Source organism: Mycobacterium sp. (assembly GCF_049585075.1).
Classification (GTDB): domain Bacteria; phylum Actinomycetota; class Actinomycetes; order Mycobacteriales; family Mycobacteriaceae; genus Mycobacterium.
In genome coordinates this window covers 1-24,111 of sequence record NZ_JBAUZA010000393.1, presented here as the reverse complement: position 1 = coordinate 24,111, position 24,111 = coordinate 1, and the positions used below count along the sequence as shown (strand labels likewise).

At 64.7% G+C, this 24,111-nt stretch carries 24 protein-coding genes and 1 pseudogene; 6 read left to right on the top strand and 19 right to left on the bottom strand.

Annotation, left to right across the window (positions count from 1 at the left end):
- The 9 genes from WB785_RS18715 to WB785_RS18675 all read right to left on the bottom strand — a co-directional run.
- The coding region (locus WB785_RS18715; protein WP_424080790.1) for an alpha/beta fold hydrolase at positions 1 to 581 on the bottom strand (581 nt) is incomplete at its 3' end.
- On the bottom strand, positions 578 to 1,165 hold the full coding sequence (locus tag WB785_RS18710; RefSeq protein WP_424080789.1) for an NADPH-dependent FMN reductase: 588 nt from the start codon (positions 1,163 to 1,165) through the stop codon (positions 578 to 580). The genes WB785_RS18710 and WB785_RS18715, both read right to left, overlap by 4 nt.
- Positions 1,166 to 1,181: 16 nt before the next feature.
- Complete coding sequence (locus WB785_RS18705; RefSeq protein WP_424080788.1) at positions 1,182 to 2,171, bottom strand: cyclase family protein; 990 nt, start codon at positions 2,169 to 2,171, stop codon at positions 1,182 to 1,184.
- 5 nt (positions 2,172 to 2,176) lie between these two features.
- Positions 2,177 to 2,989 carry a coniferyl-alcohol dehydrogenase gene (locus tag WB785_RS18700; protein ID WP_424080787.1) on the bottom strand — a complete coding sequence of 271 codons (813 nt, stop codon included), beginning with the start codon at positions 2,987 to 2,989 and terminating at the stop codon, positions 2,177 to 2,179.
- 20 nt (positions 2,990 to 3,009) lie between these two features.
- Positions 3,010 to 4,317, bottom strand: coding sequence for an LLM class flavin-dependent oxidoreductase (locus tag WB785_RS18695; protein WP_424080786.1), 1,308 nt, complete (start codon positions 4,315 to 4,317; stop codon positions 3,010 to 3,012).
- Entirely contained in the window at positions 4,314 to 6,044 is a 1,731-nt protein-coding gene (locus WB785_RS18690; protein WP_424080785.1) for an FAD-binding protein, read from the bottom strand. Before WB785_RS18690 ends, WB785_RS18695 begins: the two co-directional genes overlap by 4 nt.
- Positions 6,041 to 6,958 carry a 3-carboxyethylcatechol 2,3-dioxygenase gene (locus WB785_RS18685; protein WP_424080784.1) on the bottom strand — a complete coding sequence of 306 codons (918 nt, stop codon included), beginning with the start codon at positions 6,956 to 6,958 and terminating at the stop codon, positions 6,041 to 6,043. The genes WB785_RS18690 and WB785_RS18685 overlap by 4 nt, the downstream gene beginning before the upstream one ends.
- Positions 6,906 to 8,615 carry a bifunctional 3-(3-hydroxy-phenyl)propionate/3-hydroxycinnamic acid hydroxylase gene (locus WB785_RS18680; protein ID WP_424080783.1) on the bottom strand — a complete coding sequence of 570 codons (1,710 nt, stop codon included), beginning with the start codon at positions 8,613 to 8,615 and terminating at the stop codon, positions 6,906 to 6,908. Before WB785_RS18680 ends, WB785_RS18685 begins: the two co-directional genes overlap by 53 nt.
- Positions 8,616 to 8,617: 2 nt before the next feature.
- Positions 8,618 to 9,481 carry an alpha/beta fold hydrolase gene (locus WB785_RS18675; protein WP_424080782.1) on the bottom strand — a complete coding sequence of 288 codons (864 nt, stop codon included), beginning with the start codon at positions 9,479 to 9,481 and terminating at the stop codon, positions 8,618 to 8,620.
- A 168-nt stretch (positions 9,482 to 9,649) separates the two neighbouring features.
- On the opposite strand from WB785_RS18675, the gene WB785_RS18670 reads away from it, so the two are divergent.
- Entirely contained in the window at positions 9,650 to 10,339 is a 690-nt protein-coding gene (locus WB785_RS18670; RefSeq protein WP_424080781.1) for an IclR family transcriptional regulator, read from the top strand.
- A 14-nt stretch (positions 10,340 to 10,353) separates the two neighbouring features.
- Complete coding sequence (locus WB785_RS18665; protein ID WP_424080780.1) at positions 10,354 to 11,967, top strand: FAD-dependent oxidoreductase; 1,614 nt, start codon at positions 10,354 to 10,356, stop codon at positions 11,965 to 11,967.
- Here the strand turns inward: WB785_RS18665 and WB785_RS18660 are convergent.
- Genes WB785_RS18660 through meaB form a run of 4 tightly spaced genes read right to left on the bottom strand, consistent with a single transcriptional unit; the run spans position 11,964 to position 15,137 of the window.
- On the bottom strand, positions 11,964 to 12,338 hold the full coding sequence (locus tag WB785_RS18660) for a limonene-1,2-epoxide hydrolase family protein (protein WP_424080779.1): 375 nt from the start codon (positions 12,336 to 12,338) through the stop codon (positions 11,964 to 11,966). The genes WB785_RS18665 and WB785_RS18660 overlap by 4 nt on opposite strands.
- Before the next feature lie 45 nt (positions 12,339 to 12,383).
- A complete protein-coding gene (locus tag WB785_RS18655) occupies positions 12,384 to 13,394 on the bottom strand; it encodes a zinc-dependent alcohol dehydrogenase (RefSeq protein ID WP_424080778.1) in 1,011 nt (336 codons plus the stop codon).
- Positions 13,391 to 14,242, bottom strand: coding sequence for an SDR family oxidoreductase (locus WB785_RS18650; RefSeq protein ID WP_424080777.1), 852 nt, complete (start codon positions 14,240 to 14,242; stop codon positions 13,391 to 13,393). Before WB785_RS18650 ends, WB785_RS18655 begins: the two co-directional genes overlap by 4 nt.
- Positions 14,226 to 15,137, bottom strand: coding sequence for a methylmalonyl Co-A mutase-associated GTPase MeaB (meaB, locus tag WB785_RS18645; RefSeq protein ID WP_424080776.1), 912 nt, complete (start codon positions 15,135 to 15,137; stop codon positions 14,226 to 14,228). The genes WB785_RS18650 and meaB overlap by 17 nt, the downstream gene beginning before the upstream one ends.
- A 136-nt stretch (positions 15,138 to 15,273) precedes the next feature.
- On the opposite strand from meaB, the gene WB785_RS18640 reads away from it, so the two are divergent.
- Positions 15,274 to 16,038: an SDR family NAD(P)-dependent oxidoreductase gene (locus tag WB785_RS18640; RefSeq protein ID WP_424080775.1), complete on the top strand. Its 765-nt coding sequence runs from the start codon at positions 15,274 to 15,276 to the stop codon at positions 16,036 to 16,038.
- 203 nt (positions 16,039 to 16,241) lie between these two features.
- Here WB785_RS18640 and WB785_RS18635 read toward each other — a convergent pair whose 3' ends face one another.
- From WB785_RS18635 to WB785_RS18620, 4 genes are all read right to left on the bottom strand, one after another.
- Positions 16,242 to 17,009: an enoyl-CoA hydratase/isomerase family protein gene (locus WB785_RS18635; RefSeq protein ID WP_424080774.1), complete on the bottom strand. Its 768-nt coding sequence runs from the start codon at positions 17,007 to 17,009 to the stop codon at positions 16,242 to 16,244.
- Positions 17,010 to 17,129: 120 nt separating this feature from the next.
- A complete protein-coding gene (locus WB785_RS18630; RefSeq protein WP_424080773.1) occupies positions 17,130 to 18,212 on the bottom strand; it encodes an acyl-CoA dehydrogenase family protein in 1,083 nt (360 codons plus the stop codon).
- Complete coding sequence (locus tag WB785_RS18625; RefSeq protein ID WP_424080772.1) at positions 18,199 to 19,104, bottom strand: acyl-CoA dehydrogenase family protein; 906 nt, start codon at positions 19,102 to 19,104, stop codon at positions 18,199 to 18,201. The genes WB785_RS18630 and WB785_RS18625 overlap by 14 nt, the downstream gene beginning before the upstream one ends.
- Positions 19,082 to 20,482 carry a class I adenylate-forming enzyme family protein gene (locus tag WB785_RS18620; RefSeq protein WP_424080771.1) on the bottom strand — a complete coding sequence of 467 codons (1,401 nt, stop codon included), beginning with the start codon at positions 20,480 to 20,482 and terminating at the stop codon, positions 19,082 to 19,084. Before WB785_RS18620 ends, WB785_RS18625 begins: the two co-directional genes overlap by 23 nt.
- A gap of 72 nt (positions 20,483 to 20,554) precedes the next feature.
- Here WB785_RS18620 and WB785_RS18615 point away from each other — a divergent pair, with 72 nt between their 5' ends.
- Complete coding sequence (locus WB785_RS18615) at positions 20,555 to 21,565, top strand: 2Fe-2S iron-sulfur cluster-binding protein (RefSeq protein ID WP_424080770.1); 1,011 nt, start codon at positions 20,555 to 20,557, stop codon at positions 21,563 to 21,565.
- A gap of 52 nt (positions 21,566 to 21,617) precedes the next feature.
- Positions 21,618 to 22,067: a TIGR03618 family F420-dependent PPOX class oxidoreductase gene (locus WB785_RS18610; protein ID WP_424080769.1), complete on the top strand. Its 450-nt coding sequence runs from the start codon at positions 21,618 to 21,620 to the stop codon at positions 22,065 to 22,067.
- An 87-nt stretch (positions 22,068 to 22,154) separates the two neighbouring features.
- Here WB785_RS18610 and WB785_RS18605 read toward each other — a convergent pair.
- Together WB785_RS18605 and WB785_RS18600 are read right to left on the bottom strand one after the other, a co-directional pair.
- Positions 22,155 to 22,769: pseudogene (locus tag WB785_RS18605) on the bottom strand (DUF998 domain-containing protein); the annotation flags it as partial.
- Between the two features lie 6 nt (positions 22,770 to 22,775).
- Positions 22,776 to 23,660, bottom strand: coding sequence for an SDR family oxidoreductase (locus WB785_RS18600; RefSeq protein WP_424080768.1), 885 nt, complete (start codon positions 23,658 to 23,660; stop codon positions 22,776 to 22,778).
- 166 nt (positions 23,661 to 23,826) lie between these two features.
- Between WB785_RS18600 and WB785_RS18595 the strand changes: the two genes are divergently transcribed.
- A partial coding sequence (locus WB785_RS18595) for a LysR family transcriptional regulator (protein ID WP_424080767.1) occupies positions 23,827 to 24,111 on the top strand: 285 nt, incomplete at its 3' end.

Sequence of the window (24,111 nt, the reverse complement as noted above, 5' to 3'; positions counted from 1 at the left end):
CTGCGGAAGCGAGCGGCCGCGAGCGCCTCCCACGCTCCGGGGGCGACGCTGGATTCGAAACGACGTTGGACATAGGCGTCGTCGGCCGGATAGGACGGATCGTGAAAGAGTGCCTCGACGATCCGTCGCATGGCCGGCACAGTGGCGTCGTACTCGTAGAGGGCGTCCATGTGGTGGTTGCGTTGGATTTCACCACCGCCGCAGATTGCCACCAAGCTGCGCATCGGTAGCATCGGCGAATCCGAGGTGGCGTCGGTGAGCAAGTTGATCGCGCCCATCGAGTTACCGACGAAATGTGCGGAGTCGGCGCCGAGCGCGTCGCAGAACCGCGCGATGTGTCGTATCCGCATTCCCCGGCCGTCGGTGAAGTCAATGACCTTGGCCGACTTCCCGAAACCCAACATGTCGGGTGCCAGCACTCGATACCGCTCGGCAAGCGCAGGTATCGTTCGCTCCCAGCCGATTTCGGCGCTCACGCCGAATTCGCCGCCGTGCAGCAGGATCACCGGGTCGCCAGTGCCGGCCTCTAGGTAGCTGGTGGCCAGCCCGTCAATCGCGGTGGTTCTGGTATGAATCTTCACGGCAACGGAGCGGATCGCACGAATGTCAATACTTGCGATGCCAGCAGGTTCAGTTGACTCATAACGGTCGCGTCAACCAGTTCGCCTGCCTCGTCCCAGATCTGGTCCGCGGAGTTGATCGCGACACCTAGCGGGGTCGGCCATGCACGCAGTGCATGCCCGACCGCGCGGAGCTGGTCCAGTGTGCCGACCGCCGCCTGCCACCCGTAAGCACAGCTGATGCAGCCCCACGGTTTGTTGTCGAGGTAGACGCGCGAGTCGTCACGCATGTCCTCGATGTAGTCCAGTGCGTTCTTGACCAATCCGGAGATACCGCCGTGGTACCCGGGCGATCCGACGATGACGGCGTCGGCCGCGCGCAGCGCCTCGATCAGCTGAACCGCCTCTGGCGTGCGGGCCGGTTCGTGTGGGTTGTACATCGGTAGCTCGATGTCGGCGCCGCAGTAGAGCTGGGTGCGTCCGCCCTGACGCTCGACGGCGGCCAGGGAGTGCCGCAGGGCTCGTTCGGTCGACGAGTTCGCCCTCAATGTTCCGCCGAGGCCTACCACCAGCGGCCCGTTGCTTTCCCGCCCATTTTTCAGCATCGATCGTGCCCCTTTTTTACTTGATCGCGATGGGATTGACCGGAGAGCCCACCGCACCAACGACTCTCAATGGCGGCGCGATCAGCTGGAACTCATACACACCATCGGCTGCGCAGTCGGCCGCCAATGCGGTGAGATCCCAGTACTCGCCGAGCATCAGCCCCATGTCCCGCAGGCAGAGCATGTGCATGGGCAAAAATGTTCCCTTTACCCCGGATATCGGGTCTTCGACCATGAGATTGTCGGCGGCCACCGCCGCGATGTCGTGGTCATGAAGCCAAGAAGCACACCGCCAGTCCAGTCCGGAGCCGGGTTCGCCCCCGTTGCCGGTATCGAGAAACCTTGCCCACCAGCCGGTTCGGATCAAGATGATGTCGCCGCGCCCGACGGTGACGCCCTGTGATCGGGCAACGTCGTCGAGCTCGGTCGGGGTGATCGGGTTGCCTAGCTCCAGAAAAGTGTCTGCGCCGCGATGCCGAACAAGGTCGAGAAGTACGCCGCGCGAGGTGATGCCCTTGGAGTCGACTTTGTCGATGCCACAGTGGAGCGCGCCGAGGCTGGTTACCGAATCCGCCGGGAAACCGTTGTAAAGCTGGTCTTCGTAGTAGACGTGGGAGAGCGCATCCCACTGGGTGGCGGCCTGGAGCGGCATGATGACCATGTCGTCGTTGAAGCGAAATAGTTCGTCCTGGAAGTATTTCCCCAGTTCTTGGGCACCCGGGTTGCTAGCCCAGTCTGGCCCGTAGTGAGGCAGCGAGCGCGCGTCGCCGCCGTCTATCGTCATCACGTGAATCGGGTTGTGCCGGAACTTGAATGATCCCTGCGGGCCCGATGATCCGAAGTCCACCCCGAGCGGAAACACCTTGCCGTGCTTGACCAAACTGGCCGCCTGCGCAACCTTGTCCGCCGTGATGAAGTTGAGCGTGCCGAGCTCGTCGGCGTCACCCCATCGTCCCCAGTTGCACACGTCGCGCGCGACCCGGCGAAAATCGGTCAGGCTGGCCACAGTGCTCACCCTTCCTCGAGTTCGCGCGCGATTACGGCACCGATATTGCCGCCGTCGACCCAAAGCACTTGGCCCGAAATATAACTGGCGGCTTGGCTGTTCAAGAACACCAGGACCGCGGCCTGCTCGTCAGGATCGGCGACTCGACCCAACGGCTTGGGAATGTCATCGAGGTACCGCTGACCATAGGCGGCGCGCAGCTGATCGAGAATCGGTGTCTCGGTAACGCCGGGTCCGGTGCAGTTGATGCGAATACCTCGAGCACCGAGCGCAGCGGTTTTTCTCATGGTGTACAGGATGATCGCTTCCTTGGACAATCGGTAGCCCCCGTCGGCCAGCGTGTCCGGATGGCGGTGACACCAGTCGATTCCCGCGGCCATCGTGTCGGTGCTCAGCAGCCCGCCGAGGACCTGCTGATGCTCTCGATAACCGGACGCCGCGAGCGAGGACACGCTCACGATGGACGAGCCGGGCGGCATGTTTACCAGCACTCCCTCGGTGAGGTGCCGTAAGCCGAGGAAGTTGATCGTGACGACCAGCAACGGATCGCCGATCCCCGAGGAGACGCCGGCGATGTTGAACAACGCATCGACCTGCCCGCCAACCGAAGCCACGGCGCGGTCGATGGACGTCCGGTCGGTCAAGTCGAGGTCATGAAACTCCGCGATGTCGGTGCTCGGCGCATGCTTGTCCAGCCCGACGACGTGTGCGCCGAGCTCGGTGAGCTGTCGGACGACATGAGCCCCGATGCCCGACGCACACCCGGTCACCACCACACGGCGACCGTCGTAACGCCACAGCTGCTCGATTTGTCGCAAGTGTCAGAGTACTTCCGCGATCACGACTTCTGCTGCTGTTCCTTGGCGCGCTGCGCCGCCTGAACGCGACCTTCGTTGATTTCGGCCATCGCTTCGGGGATTTCGCTCGCGGTGAATTTCCCGCCGCGGCCGGTGGGCAGTCCGCCGAAGGAGTAGCCCTCGTCGAACTTCGGCGCGGTCGACTCCTGCCGACGCGCCTCGATCTTCTCGACCACCGGCGCCAGCCGCTTCTTCTTGTCGGCGACCGCTTTTGCGTCGCGCTCGATGAACTCCGGAAGCACCTCTTTACCCATCAGCTCGAGGGATTCCATGGTGCCTTCGTGGCTGCGCGGGTTGAGCAGCAAGATGATCTCGTCGACGCCGCTGTCTTCGTAACCGCGCAGGAACTCTCGGACGGTGGCCGGCGAGCCGATCGCTCCGCGACCGGGGCCGTAGGCCAGCGTCGGGTCCTTCTCGCATTCTTCGAGATAGCGCTTCCACACTCCGGTCCGTCCAGGCGTATGGATACCGGTCATGTAGTAGTGCATGATCCCGAACGAGAAGAATCCGCCGCCCATTCCCAGTCGCTCGACCGCTTGCTCGTCTGTCTTGGCCACCATCATCGACAGGTCACCGCCGATGGCAAGGATGTTCGGATTGATCTGCGGGGTGATCGGCACGCCGCTTTCCTCGAGCTCCTTGTAGTAGCCGTTCACCCGCTCGGTGAGCGGACCAGGCCCGGTGTAAGCGAAACTCAGTGCGCCGATGCATTTCTGGGCGGCCATCTGCACCGACGCCGGCCTGGTGCACGCAACCCACACCGGCGGATGCGGCTTTTGCAACGGCTTGGGGATGACGTTGCGAGCCGGCATCTCGATGTGCTCGCCCTTGAACCCGGTGAAGGGTTCCTCGATCATGCAGCGGATCGCCACCTCCAGTGCCTCTTCCCACTGGGCGCGCTTGTCTGCGGGGTCAATGTTGAAACCGCCCAACTCGCCGATCGACGAGGACTCCCCGGTGCCGAATTCGACTCGTCCATCGGAGATCAGGTCAAGGGTGGCGATGCGTTCGGCGACCCGGGCCGGGTGGTTGACGGCCGGCGGCAGGTGCATGATGCCGAACCCCAACCGAATGTTCTTGGTCCGCTGGCTGGCCGCGGCCAAGAACATCTCCGGCGCGGTGGAATGGCAGTACTCCTCGAGGAAGTGGTGCTCGGTCAACCAGACCGTGGAGAAGCCGGCCTTATCGGCCAACTCGACCTCGTCGAGACAGTCCTTCAGCAGGACGTGCTCGTCGTCCGGCGTCCAAGGACGGGGTAGCGCGAATTCGTAGAACAATGAGATTTTCAACTGGTACCTCCCGGAACAATTGAGTGATCAGAGCTTGTACTGACCTGGTGGGCTAGGTGGTTGGCCGCGACGTAGCCGAAGGTCATCGCCGGCCCGATGGTCGCGCCGGCGCCGGCGTAGCTGCGTCCCATCACTGGTGCACTAGCGTTACCCACGGCGTAGAGACCGGCGACGACGGTGCCATCGGTGCGCAGCACCCGGGCGTATTCATCGGTGCGCAGACCACCTGATGTGCCGAGGTCGCCGAGCACGACTTGAAAGGCGTAGTAGGGCGGTTTGCCAAGCGGATACAGATTGGGGTTGGGCAGAGTGGGGTCTCCGTAGTAATTGTCGTAAACGCTGTCACCTCTGTTGAAGTCGTCGTCATGGCCACGGCGGGCCAGTTCGTTGAAACGTGTGGCAGTGTCCCGGAGGTGGCCGGCCGGCACCCCGATCTTGGCCGCGAGTTCATCCCAGCTGTTCGCCGCTTTGACCACGCCCGACTCCAGCCAGGCAGCCGGGAGCTTTCGCCCCGTGGGCACCGGGGCGCCCGGGATCTTCGGCAGCGGAAGATGTCCGGCGACGACATAGCGGTTGAAGGACCGATGATCGGTGATGAGCCAGCACGGAATATGGGTGACGCCGGATTTCTGCCCGTCGATCATCGCGTGGCCGAAGTCCATGTACGGAGCCGCCTCGTTGATGAAACGTTTACCGTCGCCGTTGACGATGAACTGCGATGGCATCATTCGCTCGTTAAGCATGAACTGCATTCGGCCATCGGGCCATTGGATAGCTGGGAACCACCAGGCCTCGTCGAGCAGGTCGGTGGCCGCCCCGACATGCTGGGCGGCGCGGATGCCGTCGCCAGTTGCGGCGGGATTGCCGAAGCTCCAGTCCTGTTCCACAACCGGCTGGTGTTCTTTGCGCCACGCCAGATCGTGGTCGAATCCGCCCGTCGCCAAGATGACCCCGCGCCGCGCGCAGATCCGCAGTGGTGTGCCGTCTTTCGCCACGATGGCGCCGGTCACCGAACCATCGTCGTCGGTCAGCAGTTCCGTCATCGGCGAGTCCAGCCATAGCGGGATACCGCGGTCCTTCATCGCCAGCCGTAGCCGCGCGGCCAGCGACTGGCCGATCGCCGCGATCCGGTCCCCGAAGGCTCGCGCCCTGACCATCCGCCACACCAGCTTCAGCAAGACCGCCTTGCCCGCCCATGATTGGCGAACTTGATAGAACGACCGAAGCTCCTTGGGGCCCAGCCAGATACCCCGAGGGGCCAACGCCAACGGCGCAAGCAGGTGTTGTTCATCGTCTGCCAGCGTGCGCAAATCGATTGGGGGAACGTTGATCGTGCTGCCGAGCTCGGAGCCGCCCGGCACTTCCGGGTAGTAGTCGGCGTAGCCGGGCTTCCACACGAACTCGAACCATGGGCTGAGCTGCTCGAGGAACTCCATCATCTCTGGCGCCGAGTCCACGTACTGCTGGATACGCGCGTCGCTGACCAACCCATCGGTCACCCGGCACAGGTAGTCGACGACGCCGTCCCGCGGCGGCGTATAGCCTGCCCGGCGTTGCGCCGGCGCTCCGGGTACCCAGATGCCGCCACCCGAGAGCGCGGTGGAACCGCCGAAGTGACTGGACTTTTCGACGACCAAGGTAACCAGACCAGCAGCCTGGGCCGCCAGCGCAGCGGTCATGCCGCCGCCGCCCGAACCGATCACCAGTACATCGACGTTGTGGGTCATGTCAGCACCGCCGTCCTGACTGCGAAGCCGGCAATCAACTCGGGCGCGGGCCGGTAGTAGCGGACGCTGGTCTCGTACCGACCGGCGGCTGCCAGCGCAGCGAAAGCCGCTACCCAGGTGCGGATCTCGTGTGCGGAGTTGCCGCCCTGTTGAGCGATGAAGGAGTTCGACCACTTGTCCAGCTCGTCGAGGTGTCCGCTGTCGAGAATGTCGAGGAATTGTTGATCCCATGCCGGGTTCAGGGGTTGCAGTTCGCTGTTTCCGGTCGCAAAGTTCTTGGCCGCGTCGCTCACCTGGGCCTGCCGTGCGAGCCGCTGTTCGGATGTCATCGGTCGGCCGTGCACAATCCGTTCCACTGCCTCCGGAGTCGCCGTTGCCAGCGTCGGGACAGGCGGATCATGCGACAGTCCACCGGATCCCAGCACCAGGACGCGCTTGCTCAGGGTGGCCAGGTAACTGCCCACCGCGGTGCCGAGCGTCCGGCAACGATGCAGTGGCCCGAGCGGGGTGGCGACCGAGTTGATGAAGATCGGTATCACCGGGCGCGCCGTTGCGCGACCGAACAACTTCTCCAACGGCTGCACGGTGCCGTGGTCGACGTCCATGTTCGCCGAGATGGCGACGTCGACGCCCGCCGACAGCACTGCTTTGGCGCAAGCGACCGCGGTGGCTTCAGGAACGTCAAGCGGCCCTTTGTGAGTGCCGTAGTCGCCAACGCCATGTGCGTCGGTCCCGATGCAGAACGGTGGCATCAGCTTGTAGAAGAAGCCGTTGTAGTGGTCGGGAGCGAAGATGACGACCAGCTCCGGGTCGAAGCTTTCGACGAATCTGCGTGCCTGCGCGAGTGCGGTGTCGATGTCATCAAGGAGGTCCTGCGACGGCCCTGGGAGATTCAGCAGCGGGCTGTGGGACATACAGCACAGAGCTATGGGCACTTTGAACATCACCGCCTCCCGGTGTCAAGGTGAGGACGTCGAAGAGCGAAGCACTCAACTCCGGTGCGAGTTGGGCGATGCAGGCGCCCGCGATGCAACGATCCGGACGCAGGAACAGTACGGACTCTTGGTGTTTGTCGAACCAGGCTTTGAGATCGCCGCAGCGGTCGCCGACCACCACAATGTCTGGGTCGTCGTGTCCGGTCCAGTGCAGCTGGCTGAGCGGGCGTGCCGCCACGAACTTCGCTCCCAGCGCCTTCCAGTTCGCAAACGCTGTGTCGCCAAGGATTTCGCGCGGGTTGTTATTCCAGCACAGGACGGCGAATCCGTTGCCCAGGATGTCGTCGAGCAGGATGTTCTGGTGTTCGCGGGTGTCCACCCGGGGTTGCACGAATAAGGTGCCGACCGGTGAGTCGCTACGGCGCGGCTCAGCATGCACTGAGTGCACAATGGCACCCTGCTCGTAGCGCGGCATCGGTTTGAACCGCATCTCGAGTACATATCGCTTGAGCGAGGGCACAATTGACGCGGATCGCACCATCAGGTCACGAACCGCGGCGACTCGCCGGTTGGTCGGGGAGATGACGCGACCGACCATCGTCGACAGGTCGATCATCGCTCGGGCATGCTTGCGGCGCTCCACGTCGTAGCTGTCGAGGAGCGCGTCATCGGCGTATCCGGCCACCACCGCGGCAAGCTTCCAACCCAAGTTCGCCGCATCCCGGATACCGCTGTTGTAGCCCTGGCCCTGCCAGACCGGCATCAGGTGGGCGGCGTCGCCGGCGAGCAGGAGACGGCCCCGCCGAAACGCCCCGGCGATCCGCGAGTGATGCGTGTAGATCCGGTGCCGGATCACGTCGACCCGGTCGGGGTGAGGGACCATCGACGACAGCATGCGGGCGAGAAACGTCGGGTCCTCGGCCTGCTCGTCGGTCTCGTCGGCGTGAATCATGAACTCGAAGCGGCGAATTCCGTGTGCGATCGAGATCGAGGCATAGGGGCGTTGTGGATCGGCGCCGACTTCGCTGTTCGGATGCCCGAGCGGATCGTTGGCGATGTCGACGACCAGCCAACGTGTCGGTGACGTCGTGCCGTCGAAGGACACCCCCATCAGCCGCCGGGTGGTGCTCCGCCCGCCGTCACAGCCGACGACATACCGCGCCCGCAGAGTCTTTGGCCCACCCTCAGCATCGAGATCAACGGTTACCGCGTCGGCGGTTTCGTTGCATGACACCAGCGGACGGCTCCACCACACGTCGACGTGGTCGAATCTGTCTAAGCCGCTGAGCAATTCGGCATCGACCAATGGCTGTACGAAGCCGTTGCGTTTGGGCCAGCCGAAACACGCGTCGGGCGGCGCCATTTCGGCAAGCACCCGGCGTTTGGCGTCAACGAATCGCAGTATCTGGTTGGGCACCGTGTGGGGCAGCACGCGCTCGACCAGGCCGATCGCCTGGAAGGTGCGCAGCGACTCGTCGTCAAGACCGACACCGCGGGGGTAGTCGATCAGCGTCTCGCGCTCGTCGACCACCAGCGTGCGCACCCCTTGCAGGCCAAGGATATTGGCCAGGGTCAGACCGACTGGGCCGGCGCCGACCACGACGACATCGACATCTACATCCTGGTGGTCGGCCACAGTCAGCGTCCTAGCAAGAAGTCGAGATGCAGACGGTTGAAGGTCTTCGGATCCTCGTACTGTGGCCAGTGACCACAGCCGGGCATCACCTCGAACCGCGCACCGGGAATCATCGACGCGATCCGGCGGCCCTCGGCGACATCGGCGGTCGGGTCATCGCTGGTCCACAGCACCAGGGTGGGCGCGGTGATTGACCCATATTCGTCCGGGCCCAAGAGGTTACGTGCCCGGATCGTTGGATCCTGCAACGCCATGATGTCGCGCATCGCCGCGACGAACCCGGGCTGACGGTAGACCCGCTGCCGGCTCGCGACCAGATCGTCGTAGTCCTTGGACTTGTCGGCCATCAGCCACTTGATCCGCGCTTGCACGGTTTCCCAGGTTGGGTTCTCCGCGGCGGCCATCGACAGCGTGATGATCCGCTGCATCACCTCGGGATCGGCCTGCGATCCGCCTGCGGTGTTGAGGACCAGGCGGTCGACCTTGTCGGGATGGTCGACGGCGGCCCGGGCGGCCACCCAACCGCCCAATGATTCACCGGACAGGCTGGCATGCTCGGCGCCGATGGTGGCAAGAAACGCCATCAAATGCTCGACATAGTGGCCCACCTCCAGCGGATGACCGGGCTTGTCGGTGTAGCCGTGCCCGAGCATGTCGATCGACCAAGTCCAGAAGTGCTCGGCGTGCGCCTCCAAGTTGCGCACGTACGCCTCGGCATGGCCACCCGACCCGTGTAAGAGCACGAGCACCGGATTGGCCGGATCGCCCGCCTGCAGGTAACGGGTTCGCACGCCACCGGCGTCGAGGTAGCCCTGCACGAACGGGACGCCCTGCAGATCACTCCACACGCTCTCGTGCTCGGCCACCGCTTCCTCTCTCCCGCTGCACGGAAATTTTGTTCTCGTTTATCGCCAACCGTGTGTGCTAAAATCGCACACTAATGTGCACTATGTATAGAGCATCACTCTCGGCCGGACGTCTGTCAAGGGAGGCGCAGGTCGCCTGGGCCTCCGAGCCCGCCCCGGTGCGCTGACATGCCAGACACGCAGATCGCCACCGTGCCCGGTTCGCAAACACTGGCGCGCGGGCTCAATGCGCTGCAGTTAGTGGCCGACGCCCCAGCGGGGCTGACCGTGCAACAGGTCGCCGACGGTGTTGGCGTGCATCGCACCATCGCCTATCGATTGCTCGCCACGCTGGCTCAGTTCCGCCTCGTCGCCAAGGGTGAGGACGGGCGCTACCGGCCGGCTGCGGGCCTCGCGGTGCTCGGTGCATCGTTCGACCGCAATGTGCGCCAACTGACCGTGCCGACTCTGCGCGCCCTGGCCGACGATCTCGGCACGACGGTGTCGTTGCTCGTCGCCGAGGGCGATCAGCAGGTGGCCATCGCAGTGATCGTCCCCACCCAGGTCGCTTATCAACTGGCTTTTCATGAGGGCAGCCGTTATCCGCTGGACCGGGGAGCCGCGGGCATTGCACTGTTGGCGAGCATGCCCGCACGCCCGGAAGAACGCGACCTCGTCGTCCACGCCCGAAAGCAGGGCTGGGTAATCACGCATGGCGAGATCGAGCCCAACACTTATGGTTTAGCTGTCCCGGTGGACCGTCCGCCGCCGTCGCCGCCGACGTGTATCAACCTGATTTCGCACCGCGAAGATGTGGTGCTGCGTGGCAAGGACGCAGTCATCAAGGCAGCCAAGGAATTATCGGCGATACTCAGCTGAAGGGACATGAACGTATGCCGTCGTGGGACCACGAGGTCGACGTTGTCGTACTCGGCAGCGGCGGTGCGGCTCTCACCGCCGCATTGACTGCGGCCGCTAACGGCGCGTCGGTGGCGGTCTACGAGAAGACGGCGACTGTCGGTGGTACGACAGCGGTTTCGGGTGGCGTGGTGTGGATTCCCGCGCATAATCGTTCACCGGATGGCGAATTGACGCCTGCTGACGCGCTGAAGTATCTGGCGGCGCAGTCGTTCGGCTCGATGGATGAGGCGCTGGTCGAGACGTTCGTGCGAACCGGGCCGGCGATGCTCGACTTCGTCGAAGCGCACAGCGGCTTGCGCTTTGAAATCGCTGATGGTTTCCCGGATTACAAGCCGGAGTTGCCGGGCGGGCAGCCGACCGGGGGGCGATCGCTCACCGCTGCTCCTTTCGATCTCGCACAGATCGGCGAGTGGCGGGATCGGATCACGTCGTTCCCAGCCGATTGGTCCAATGTCGGTTTCGATGCCGAGACCCGGGCGAGGCTGCACGCCGCGGTGGACGAGAGCACCACAGATCTGTGCGTGGCCGGTACCGCGCTGATTGCCGGGCTGCTCAAAGGATTGCTGGACTTCGGCGTGACACCTGTGACGAATGCCCGGGCCGAGGAGCTTTACGCCGACGACGGAGCGATCGTCGGCGTCCGGGTCAGTCACGCGGGCCAGCAGCTCAATGTGCATGCCCGCCGCGGGGTCATCATGGGCACCGGTGGCTTCGAATGGGATTCAGCTCTGGTCAAGGCTTTTCTGCGCGGGCCGATGCACGGCGCCGTCTCGCCGCCGAACAACACCGGTGACGGGTTACGCATGGTGATGGCTCACGGCGCCGACCTGGCCAACATGGGCGAGGCGTGGTGGGTACCGATCGTGCAGATTCCCGGCGACACGATTGACGGGAACCAACGCAGCCGCAGCGTGCGCCTGGAACGCACCCGCCCGCGCAGCATCATCGTCAACCGGGCCGGCAAACGATTCGTCAACGAGGCCTGCGATTACAACTCGATGGCCGGCGCCTTTCACTATCTCGATCCACGAGACGGCTATGTCAACGACCCGGCCTGGATCGTGTTCGACTCGATTCACCACAAGCACTATGGATTTCTGGGTATCGAGCCGGACCAGCCGGTGCCGGATTGGTTCTGCGAGTCGGCCGATCTGGCCGAGTTGGGCGCCAAGACCGGTATCGACCCCGACGGGTTGACCCGCACGATCGAGATCTTTAACCGCAATGCTCTCGTTGGATCGGATCCCGACTTCGGGCGTGGCTCAAGCGCATACGACGGCTACTGGGGCGACGACCGTGCGACGACGCTAGCCGGCAAGACACTCGGGCCCGTCGACACCGCGCCGTACTACGCGGTCCCGGTCTCTATCGGCGCGATGGGAACCAAGGGTGGGCCGCGCACCGACCGCGACGGACGGGTCTTGCACGTCAGTGGCGCGGCGATATCGGGCTTGTTCGCCGCTGGTAACGCGATGGGCGGCGTCACCGGACGGGTCTATGGCGGGGCCGGCGGAACTATCGGCCCTGCAATGGTTTTCGGTTTCCGCGCTGGCCACACTGCCGCGACCGGCGAGGCCGTTGACTAGCTGAACGCCTTGGCGATTGCCGCCATGTCGAAGTAGTCACGCCACGCCGCGATCTTGTCGTCGTGCACCTCGAACACACCCATCACCGGCAACGGGACTTCTCCGCCGTCCTTGCGGCGCATCACGTCGGTGCGTTCGTTCATCACCACCGTGCCATCGCTGACCTGTCGGTGCACTTGGAAGTCGATGCCGTCGACGATGGCGACGAACCCCGCGATGAACTGCTGGATCGCCTCGCGACCCTGCACAGGATCCATGGGGATGTTGTGGTAGACGGCGTCTTCGGTGAAATAGCCGGCCAACTCTTCAGGGTTTGGGGATGACCACAGCTTGCAGAATTCGGTTACGAGCTCATCGGCGGAACGCGTCATGGGTTCATGGAACACGTAGCGAAGCGGCAAATCAAGACCGTGGCATCAGCTGAAGGTCACGACTACCTTGTCGGCGGCACCCGGCGTCGACGCCATTCGAAGCGCCTCGTCCACATTGTCGAACGGGATGGTGTGGCTCACGATGACGGCGTATTTATCCCAATCGGCGATGATGTCCTGTGTCACCTCGAAAATCTCGCTCGGGTAGCCCATCGAGCCGACGATGGTGACTTCATTGCTCATCACGTTGAGAAAGTCAACGGATACCGGTTCTTTGTGGACGGCGACGACCACGACCTTGGCGCCGGCCTTGGCCGCCGCCAGGGCGGCATTAATCACCGCGGGCGCGCCCGCGGCGTCGAGATAGATGTCGGTCGCGGCCTTACCGGGGAACATCGACGCGCCTAAGCCGTGGATATCGATCAGGCGTTGCGCGACGTCTTCGTCCGCGGAGTTGATGACCGCGTCGGCACCCACTTTGAGGGCTTTCTCCAGCCGTGACTGGATCATGTCGACCGCGGTAACATGTTGTACGCCAGCCGATTTGAATCCGATTATCGAGCCCAAGCCGATCGGCCCCGCTCCGAATACCGCCACCTTGTCCGAGGATTTGGGTGCAGCCTGGTTTACGCCATGTCGAGCAACAGCCATCGGCTCGTTAAGCGCTGCCACTTCGAAAGGTATGTGGTCGGGCACGACCTCGAGACTTTTGCCACGGACAGCGTCCTCGATGAGCAGGTAGTCCGCCAGAGCGCCGGTCGGGCCACCGTTGCCAATGATGCCGCTGGGCGCGGCCATCGGATTAATCACGACATGATCGCCCACCGATATGCCGGTGACATCTCGACCGACTTCGACGACTTCGCCTGCGGGCTCGTGGCCGAGCGGCATCTTTCCCTGTCGCGGCGGCATGCCGCCCAACGAGATGTACAACGCGTCGGATCCGCAGATACCGCAGGCCCGCATTTTCACCAGGACATCGTTGCGACCAGGCGTGGGTTTCGGTAACTCGACGATCTGCGTCTGCCCCGGCGCTGTCACGATGGAGGCTCTCATCGGTCGGCGAGGGTCTTCGCGAGATCGATTGTGCCGGTTTTGATTGCCGCGACGACTCCGCCGTCGACAAGCAGATCGATGCCGGTGATGAAGGAAGCCGACGGCCCGAGCAGAAACTCGGTGGCGGCCGCAATATCCTCGGGCGTCCCAACGCGTCGCAGCCCGGCATTGTCGACCAAGGCTTGCATGAACCCGCCGGATTCACCGCTCATCTCGGACCGTCCCATTGCAGTGGAGATGACACCCGGGCTTATGCAATTGATGCGGGCACCGCGCTCCCCCCAGGTCCCAGCCGACGCGGCTACTCGGATTTGATTGGCTCGCTTGGCAAGTGCGTACGCCAGTCCGCTGTGGGTAATCGACGAGCACGCCTCGATGCCAAGCAGCTCGTCGGTGGGCGTGGTCGCCAGTTGACGTTCCACTTCGGGTGCGAGCGCAGGCTGCATGTGGCCGGCCATGCTGGCGATGACGACTGCGGCGCCGCCGGGCGCGATCACCTGGCCAAATTCGTCGATCGTCAGCGCGACTCCCAGCAGGTCGACCGCTAACACCGCCTCCGCGGACGCCTGTTGCGGCGAAAGTCCCGCGGTATGAACAACACCCGTGACACGTCCGGCCTCACTGGCCAACTTTGCGACGGCGGCCACCGAGCTGCGGGAGGTGACGTCGACTTCTCGGGTCAGCACTTGGTGCCCGTCGCTGCTGAGTGCCTCCTCGGCGTTCTTGAGGCCTGCGACGCTGATGTCGGCCAGCACGATCGTGCGCCCCGCTCCGATGCGACGAGCGATGGAAAGCCCCATGCCGCCGACGCCGATGATGACTAAAACCTCGTTAGTCGTTGATGTCACGCGTCTTCTCCTCTGCGGCGCAATGGGGTTGGGGTGCGGGGGCTAGCAGCTGCTCGGCCGCGGTGTAGGGATCGCCGCGGCCCTGGGCAACGGACTCCGCGAGCCGATCGAGTTCCGGGTGTGTCCGTAGCAGGGTTTGCGCCAGCGAAAGGATCTGGGTGCGTGCGCGAGCCGCTCGCCGAGCGCTGCTGTCGGTGCGGTGATGCGCGTCGATCGCCTCCATCAACTCCGGCAGGCCTTCGCCTTTTGCGGCGATGAGGCTGACGATCGGCGACTTGGTCTCGGCGCGAAGATCCCGGACGGTCTGTTCGGCGCCATCGCGGTCGGCCTTGTTCACCGCCACGATGTCGGCGACCTCGAGCAGACCGGCCTTGGCGGCCTGCACCGCATCGCCGGCGCCGGGATTGAGAATCACCACGGTCGGGTCGGCGACTGCGGCGATCTCGATCTCGGACTGTCCCACGCCAACGGTTTCCAGCAGGATGACGTCGTAACCCAGCGCCCCGAGCAACCGGATGGCCGCGGGGACGGCTGCGGCCAGCCCGCCCAGGTGGCCTCGGGTGGCCACCGAGCGGATCAGCACATCGGGGTCGTTGATGTGGGCGGCCATGCGAATTCGGTCGCCGAGCAGCGCACCGCCGCTAAACGGCGACGATGGGTCGACGGCCAGCACCGCCACCCGTAGCTCGCGCTGCCGATAAGCGCTTACCAGGGCTGCGATCGTCGTCGACTTGCCCGCGCCCGGCGGACCGGTGATCCCGACGACCAGAACCGGCGACGGACCGAGGCTGGCCAGCACCTCGTCGCGGCGCTCGCCTTCGACCAGGCTGAGTAGCCGGCCCGCGGCCCGCGGGGAACCGCCACGGGCGGCCGCGATCAATTCAGCGATGGTCATCTCATGATCATGCCGCGGGAACCTCGATGACCACGGCTTCTCTCCAATTCGGCGGGCGGGGATCCGAGGCACCCCGACTCTATGAGAACATTATTCTCTCAGTCTGAGAGTGAGAGTTGCAAGAAAGGGAAGTCTGATGCAAATCAGCGGTAGCTCGGCGATCGTCGTCGGCGGCGCCGGCGGCCTGGGTGAGGCCACGGTTCGTCGGTTGAGCGCGGCGGGAGCCAAGGTGGTGATCGCCGATCTGGCCGACGACAAAGGCAGCGACTTGGCCGGCGAGCTCGGCGCTCGTTATGTGCGCGCCGATGCCACCAACACCGACGACGTAAATGCAGCGTTGGCCGAAGCGGAATCGCTTGCCCCGCTGCGGATCTCGGTGGATGCGCACGGTGGCCCTGCTAGTGGTGGTCGGCTGGTCGGCAAGGACGGCTCACCGCTGGAACTGGACGGGTTCAAGACGACGATCGACGTGTACCTGACCGGGGTGTTTAACGTGCTGCGGCTAGCCGCCGCGGCGATGGCGCGCCAGGAACCGGCCGAAGAGGGCGCGCGGGGCGTCATTATCAACACCGCGTCGATCGCCGCCTACGAAGGCCAGATCGGCCAGCTGCCCTACGCGGCGGCAAAGGGTGGCGTCGTCGGCATGACGCTGGTCGCCGCCCGCGACCTCTCGCCACTTGGAATCCGGGTGGTCACCATCGCTCCCGGCACGTTCTTGACACCGGCCTACGGCCAGGCTGGTGAACAGCTGGAAGCGTATTGGGGTCCGCAAGTGCCGTTCCCCAAGCGGATGGGCCGATCGGGCGAATATGGCGCTTTCGTGCAGAGCATCGTCGAAAACGATTACCTCAACGGCGAAGTCATCCGACTGGATGGGGCGCTCCGCTTTCCGCCGAAATAGTGCAAGGGCTCGCCACGACACCAGCTGTAATCACATCTGCCACAGGGTTCCCTAGCGCCGGCGACGTCCGATTTGCCCGCCTCCGAGCGACAACTCAAGTCCCCAGTCGTTGTCGCGCGTAGGCGGGCACAACGCGCTCCCTTTTAAGCAGAGACGTCTGTGACGGATGTGCCCGCGGCCTGTCGGTGCGAGCAGCCACCTAGTCAATTCTTGTCGGCGGCCAGCTTGGTCACGATCGAACGGAAGTCCTCGGTCTGGAATGACTGGTTCTCCGCTGACAGGGCGTAGTCCAGTGTGGCCAACACCGCGCGCTCGAGATGTACGTTGAGCACGCGTTTGGTGCTCTCGACCGCTTGCTGCGGCAGTTCGAGGATCTTCTTCGCGGCCTTGGTTGCCTCGTCGACCGGATCGGCGACCACGTGGTTGGCCAGGCCGAGTTCGACCGCCCGCTTGGCGGAAATCCGGGTGCCGGTCAGCGCGTATTCCTTGGCCAACAGCAGGCTGATGTGCAGCGGCCAGGTCAGCGGTCCGCCGTCGGCGGCCACCAACCCCACCTGCACATGGGGGTCGGCCAAGTACGCGTCTTCGGCGATGTAGACGATGTCGCTCAGGGCAACCAGGCTGCAGCCCAGGCCGACGGCCGGGCCGTTGACCGCCGCGACCACGGGCACTCGGCAGCGGGCCATCCCGAGCACGATCTCGCGCCCGTCGGCGATGGTCTTAGCGCGCAGGTCGGCGTCGCCTGCCAACTCCTTGAGATACGCGAAATCACCGCCTGCCGAAAAGGCCCGTCCCGCACCGGTTATCACCGCGGCGCGGGCAGTGCGGTCATCGCTCATCCGTTGCCACAGCTTGGCCAGTCCGTGGTGCAGGTCATCGTTGACCGAGTTGAGCGAATCGGGCCGGTTCAGCGTGATGATCCGCAGCGGCCCGTCGGCCTGGACATCGATTTCGGTCGGCATGTCGTACACGTCAGGCCCCTTCGATGGTCGTGACCCGCTTCACCCGGGCTTCGCCCGCGTTCGCGATCACTCCTACTTCCATGGTCGTGACCCGCTTCACCCGGGCTTCGCCCGCGTTCGCGATCACTCCTACAATCCCAAGATTCGTGCGGCGATGATGTTCTTCTGGATTTGCGATGTTCCGCCCATCACGCTTTGGGCTCGGCTGTAGAGGTAGGCCGACAGCAGGCCGGGATCGTCGATACCGGTGACGGCCAGCGCGGCGTGGCCGACCGACTGCTCGACCCAGGTCATCAGCAGCTTGTCCAGCGATCCGTCCGACGTGTGCGTCACACCGTCGAGCTGCTCGGACAATCGCCGCCGCACGTGATGGGTCAGCATCTCGGTCTGCACTGCAGCCCAAGCTAATTCGGGAGAAGCCGGGCCGTCGGTGCGCTCCGCCAGTTCACGGACGAGCTTGCCGTAGCGCGCCGCGTAGCCCAGCGTGGACGGCTCGCGTTCGTGGCCGACCACCGTCATCGCCAGCGGCCAGCCCTCGCCCGGGGCGCCCACCATGTGCGCGGCCGGCACCGTCGCGCCGTCGAAGAACACCTGGCCAAATTCGGTGGTGACGCCGTTGATCATCCGCAGCGGACGCTGTTGTACGCCAGGTTGTTTCATCGAGATGATGAACGCCGAAATGCCGCGGTGACGTTTGGCGTCCGGATCGGTGCGGGCCAACAGCAGACACCAGTCGGCGACATCGGAGTAGCTGGTCCAAATCTTGTGGCCCTGAATGACGTAGTTGTCACCGTCACGGGTGGCAGTGGTGGTCAGCGACGCGAGATCCGAGCCGGAGCCGGGTTCGCTGAAACCCTGGCACCATCGCTCTGAGCCGTTGACCATGCCGGGCAAAAACCGGCTGCACAACTCCTTGCTGCCGTGTCGGGTCAGGCCGGAGACCAGGTAGCCCAGGCTGGGCCTCGGTGGAGCACCCGCCCGCGCCAGCTCTTCGTCGAGAATGACGTCGTACACCGGCGGCAGCTCCTGCCCGCCGTACTCGCGCGGCCAGGACAGCCCGAAGAAGCCGCCCTCATACAGCGCCCGATGCCATTCGCCCTGCCGCGCCCAATACTCGTCACCCGAGCTTGGGAACTCCTTGGCGTGCACGGCAAGCCACGACCTTAACCGGTCGCGGAATGCGGCTTCGTCGGCCGAATCACGGAAGTCCAACGTCGATCTCCTCCAGCTTGACGGGCCACAGTTCGGTTGATGTCAGCGCACGCCGCAAATAGACGTGCGCCAGGCATTCCCAGGTATTGCCGATGCCGCCGTGCACCTGGATGGCGGTCTCGCACACGGTTCGCGCGGCCCGCGCGCAGTAGATCTTCGCGACGCGAGCGGCCCGAATCGCCTCGACAGGCACCAATTCGTCAACAGCCCAGGCCGCATGTCGCAGCACACTGACCGAACCCTCGATCAGGGCAAGACTTTCCGCGAGCAGGTGCGCAATGGCCTGATAAGAGCCGATCGAATTGCCATACTGTTCGCGGATTTTCGCGTAGTCACATGCCAGGGTGTGCGCACCTCGAGCAGTTCCGACCAGGTCGGCTGACGTGGTGGCCAAGGCAAGCGCTAGCCACCGCGCGGCGGCCCCGGAGTCCAGTTCGCCCTCGGCGCTGGCTGTTCCGACGACGTCGGCGGTAGCTCTGGTCAGATCCACCGCCTCGCCGACTGTGCCCAACTCCGCGGCAAGCACCGTCGTCGCGTCCAATGTCAACGCCCGCTGAAAGCCCCGCGCGTCGATACCGTGACCATCCATGGCGATGGTCGATCCCGAGCCGTCGTAGCCGATGTGTCGGGCCAGGTCGTCGGCCAGCACCGGTCCGAGAAATGGCGCGTCGACCAAGCCACGGCCGAATTCTTCGGCGACGATTGCCACTTCTACTCCGGAGGCACCGTCGGAGCGCAGCGATCGCCAGCCTGCCATCTCGATTTGCTTGTCCAACCGGGCAATTCGCTCGTCGTCGGCGAGATCTTGTACCGATCCCGGGCCGAGGTCGTCGGCCAGCTTGGCCGCCGCGTCGCGCAGTTGTTGTTGCTCAGCTGTCAGACGTACATCCATACTGCTCCTTTAGCACTCGGCGTAGCACCTTTCCGGAGGGCAGCCGAGGTATTTCAGGCACGAAAACCACACGGCTCAAACGTTTGTACGACGCGAGCCGCTCCCCCACCCGCGCGGTGAGTTCGGCGGCGTCGACCGGCTCCCGGGCCGCGACGGCGGCCACCACCGACTCGCCGTCGACGCCGTCGGGGATACCGAATACCGCGCAGTCTTCGACGGCGGGATGAGCGTGCAGCACGGCCTCGATCTCGGCGGGCGCAACCTGAAAACCGCGGACCTTGATCATCTCCTTGGACCGGTCGGTGATCCGCAGCCAGCCGCCTGTGTCGAGATATCCGACGTCGCCGGTGCGATACCAGCCGTCGCACAATGCATCTCGGGTAGCCTCGCAGGGCAGATAGCCAGCCATCAACGACTCCGACCGGGCCTGGATCTCGCCGACCTCGCCCGGACCGACCGGCTCACCGGTCTGCAACGACGCAACCCGCACCGCCACGCCGGGCACCGCCCGCCCAACCGAATCGAGCCGGGCGCCGTCGAGCGGATTGCAGGCGATGACCGGCAGCTCGGTGGTGCCGTAGGCGGGAACCCACCCGACGCCGGTGCGTCGGGTGACGGTTTGGGCGACGCTCTCGCTAACTGGGGTCGCGCCCCACATGATGAACCGCAACGACGAAAGGTCGTAGGACTCGAGTCGCGGATGCGAGGCGATGGCCAACGCGATTGGGGCGACGGCCATTTCGACGGTGATCCGATCGGCTTCGATGTGTTCCAGCATCCGGTCGATGTCGAATCGGCGATGCAACCGCATCCACACGCCGGTCTGCAGTGCCGTCACGATGTTGAGCAAGCCGAGGATGTGCGACGGCGGGGTGGCGATCTGGATTCGGTCCCGCGAGGTCAACCCCAGCGCGTCGCGCCAATGCCGAACGGCGGCGTGCAACGAGGCGTGGGTGTGCCGGGCGGCCTTGGGCAGGCCGGTGGTGCCCGAGCTGAACGCCAACACCGCATCGGCGTCTGGCGGCGGTGAGCCGAACACCGGTTCGCCGGGCGAGATCGGCTCGTCGAGATGCAGCATCGGCATCAGTTCCGCCAGCACCGGGTGGTCACCGACGGCGTGCGACGGGTTCGTCAAGGCCAGCGCGTGCTCGACTTCGGCGCGCTTCCAGGCGGGGCTGATCAGCACGATCGCCGCGGCCAGCCGCCAGATAGCGTGCAGTGCGATGACGAACTCGGGCCGGTTGGACGCCATCAACGCCACACGCTGCCCCGCCGTCACGCCTCGTCGGTCCAGGCTCGCCGCCAGCCCGTCGGCCAGCGCGTTGAGCTGCGGCAGCGTGTACTGCCGCTCCTCGAACACGAGCGCCGTCGCAGACATTGAGAACATCCTATCGTTTTGAGAGAATAGTATTCTCTGAAGTGAAGAACGCAAAGTGTGGAAGGTGCAGGCATGGCGGAACGCCACGTGTTCCAGCAGGCCACGGTGAGCCGGATCGTCAAGGAGACGGCCGACACCCGCACCTTTGTGCTTGCTCCGCATGAGCAGCCGTTCGCCTACCGGGCCGGCCAGTACTGCACCTTCCGGGTGACCGTCGACGGCGAGGAGCTGTATCGCTCGTATTCGATGTCGAGCGCGCCGGAGACCGATAGTGAGCTGATGACCACGGTCAAGCGGGTGGCCGGCGGTCGGGTCTCCAATTGGATGGTCGACAACGTGGTCGAGGGCGACGAGCTGACCATGACCCGAGCCGCGGGCACCTTCGTCTTGAGTCCGACTTCGGTGCCATTGCTGGCATTCGCGGGCGGCAGCGGCGTCACACCGATCCTGTCGCTGGCCAAAAGCGCGCTGGCGACTACCGACCGCACGGTACGGATACTGTGCGCCGACCGCGACCGGGCATCGGTGATCTTCGAGGCGGTCTGGGACGAGCTCGTGGAGCGTTATCCGGGGCGGCTGTCGCTGGACCGCCATATCGATAACGAACAGGGCCTGTTGGACCCCGAGGCCGTCACCAATTTTGTCGGCAGCGACACGGCCGCCGAATGCTACGTGTGCGGACCGGAAGGCTTCATGGCCGTGGTGCGCTCGGCGCTGCCCGCCGGGGCACGCGTGCTGGTCGAGGACTTTGATGCTTCGCCGCCAGTGAAAACACCCGCACCCGCTGGGGCTGACGCTGCCGGTGATGCTGGTGGCACCATCACCATTCACATCGAGCGGAAGAAAGCGTCGGTGCCGCGGGTTGCCGGTGAGACGCTCCTGGAAAGCGCGCGACGGGCCGGGCTATCGCCGCCGTTCAGTTGCGAGGCAGGGAACTGCGGGACGTGCATGGCGCTGCTGAAGGAGGGCAGCGCCACCATGCGGACCAACGACGTGCTGGAAGAAGACGAGCTCGCCGACGGTTATATCTTGACGTGTCAGGCGGTACCGGACACAACGTCGGTGACAGTGGTTTACGAGTAGCCCCGCACTGCAGCGGCTTCAGGTACACCGGGCTGGAACGGAGTCCCAAAGCATGACCGACCTTTCAGTCTTCGCTGATCTCGCTGCTGCCGACCACGGACTTATTGTCTTCACCACGCTGCGCCGCGATGGCAGTGCTCAGTCATCGGTCGTCAACGCCGGGGTCATGCAACACCCGCTGACGAACGAGCAGGTCGTCGCTCTGGTGGCCATCGGGGGCGCCCGCAAGCTGGCCCACCTTCGTGCCGACCCGCGTAGCACAGTCACAGCGCGCGCGGGTTGGCAGTGGGCCACCGTCGAAGGTTCGGCGCAGCTGATCGGACCCGATGACCCGCACCCGGACGTCGATGACGAGCGACTCCGGATTATGCTCCGCGACATCTTCACCGCGGCCGGTGGAACCCACGACGACTGGGACACCTACGACCGGGTGATGCGCGAAGAGCGGCGCACGGCCGTGCTGATCTCGCCGACCCGCGCCTACACCAACCCCGCTCGCTAAACGCCCGCTGGCTTCATAACGACTCGATCGGCAGGAGCCGTTGATGGAGGGTCGACCGGCTCTGATCAGAAGTGAGACGCCGGTTACTACTTGCCAAATGAAAAGCCCGTACATCGCGATCCGCTCCAAGGTCCCTCCCCCGGTGATCGTCCGCACAGCCGGGATGTAGAGGAGCGCGAGGCCCGCGAGGACACCGCCGAATCCCAGGACCGCGGACATGGCGCGATACCAGGCCGAGGCGCCCGCGCGCCTGCCGAGCACGCCAACCAAAGCGACGCCAATGGGACCGAATATGATCCCGTACGCGCCGACCCAATGGATGGCCATCTCAACGGCATTCACCGACTGCTGATGGAACACACCGGCGAGCAGCATCCCGATGCCGTGAGTGATCCCGCATCCCAGGATGACGAGACGGGAGCGCCCGCGAAATAGCCGGTACAGCAGTACGGTTGCGATTGCGAACAGGATGCCCTGGGTGACGAATCCGAAGTTCATCACGACATGCCGGGGAGAGTTGACTGTGTGCTCGAAAACGAAGTCATGCGGGACCGGATTACCGAGATCGCTGATGTAATCGAATCGGTAGCTGTATTTCGGGTCCGTCCATTGGTTGGCCGTAACGGCCTCAGCGCTGACGAACCCGATGGCTCCGATGATCAGCAAGAGCGCTCCGATGACGCGGAGTCTGGAAGTGGGCACGGGTACTCACTCCTTGAAGTAATGGCCCTCTTCGAGATCCGCGATGAGGCCGGGCCGTGATGGATGCCAGTTGAGCTTTTGTTGGGTCAGTGCGCTCGAAGCGCCCATCTCCATCGCGAAGATCGCACCGATGAAGCCGAAGTGCTCGAAGGCCGTCTCCGTGGGTATGGATTCCACCGGCAGCCCCAGATGCCGGCCGATGACCTCGGCGATATCGCGAACGGCAACGCCCTCGTCGCCGACTGCGTGCAGTCGCGCACCGGCGGGAGCGTTTTCCAGAGCCAACCGGAACAGCCGCGCGGCGTCGAGGCGGTGCACCGCGGGCCAGCGGTTCGAACCATCGCCCGGGTAAACCGAAATGCCTTTGGCACGAGCGGTATTGATGAGATGTGCGACGAAACCGTGATCGCCCTCGCCGTGCACCGACGGTGGTAGCCGCAGCACCGACACCCGCACCCCATGCTCGGCGAATGGCAGCGCCGTTTGCTCTGACAAACGCGGAAGGTTCGGATTGACGGCGTCTTCTTCCGTCGCGAGCCGGCCCGGCGTGAGAGCGGCCATCCCCGACGCGACGACCAACGGCCGATCGGACCCCGCCAGCGTTTCCCCGATTGCCTCGATCGCGCGCCGGTCCGTCTCGGCGGCGGCCACGTAGTCGGAGAAGTCGTGGATGAACGCGGTGTGGATGACGCCGTCGGCTGCGGCGGCGCCGGTGCGCATGCTGTCCAGGTCGTCGAGGGCGCCCCGATGCACCTCGGCGCCGGCGGCGCTCAGGGCCGTGGCGGCCGCATCCGATCGGGCCAACCCGATTGCCTGGTGGCCGGTGTCGACGAGCTCACGGACGACCGCCGAGCCGATGAATCCGGTTGCGCCGGTGACAAAGACACGCATGGTGTGCTCCCTTGATGTTGCGGTGATGCTGTGAGTCCACGATGCGATCCTGGGCTGGACCATGTCCAAGACCCGTTTCGAATTGGTCAATACGGATTAGGCATCACCGCAGTTCATCGACGCCATAACTCGCGATTGAGGCGATAGCACCCATTACGATGCGGGTATGGAGGATGCTCCGGTCGACCTCGACCTGCGGCTGGTGCGGTACTTCGTGGCGGTGGCCGACCACCGCCACTTCGGCCGTGCGGCCGCCGCATTGCACATTGCACAGCCGTCGCTCAGCCGACAGATCCGCCAACTGGAGCATCAACTGGGCGTGCGGCTGCTGGACCGTACGCCGCAGGGCACCCGGCTCACCGAGGCCGGGGAGACATTCCTGCCGTCGGCCAAGGCGCTGCTGCGCTCGGCTGCCCGCGCCGCGGCGGAGACCCGGGCCGCCGCCCAGCCC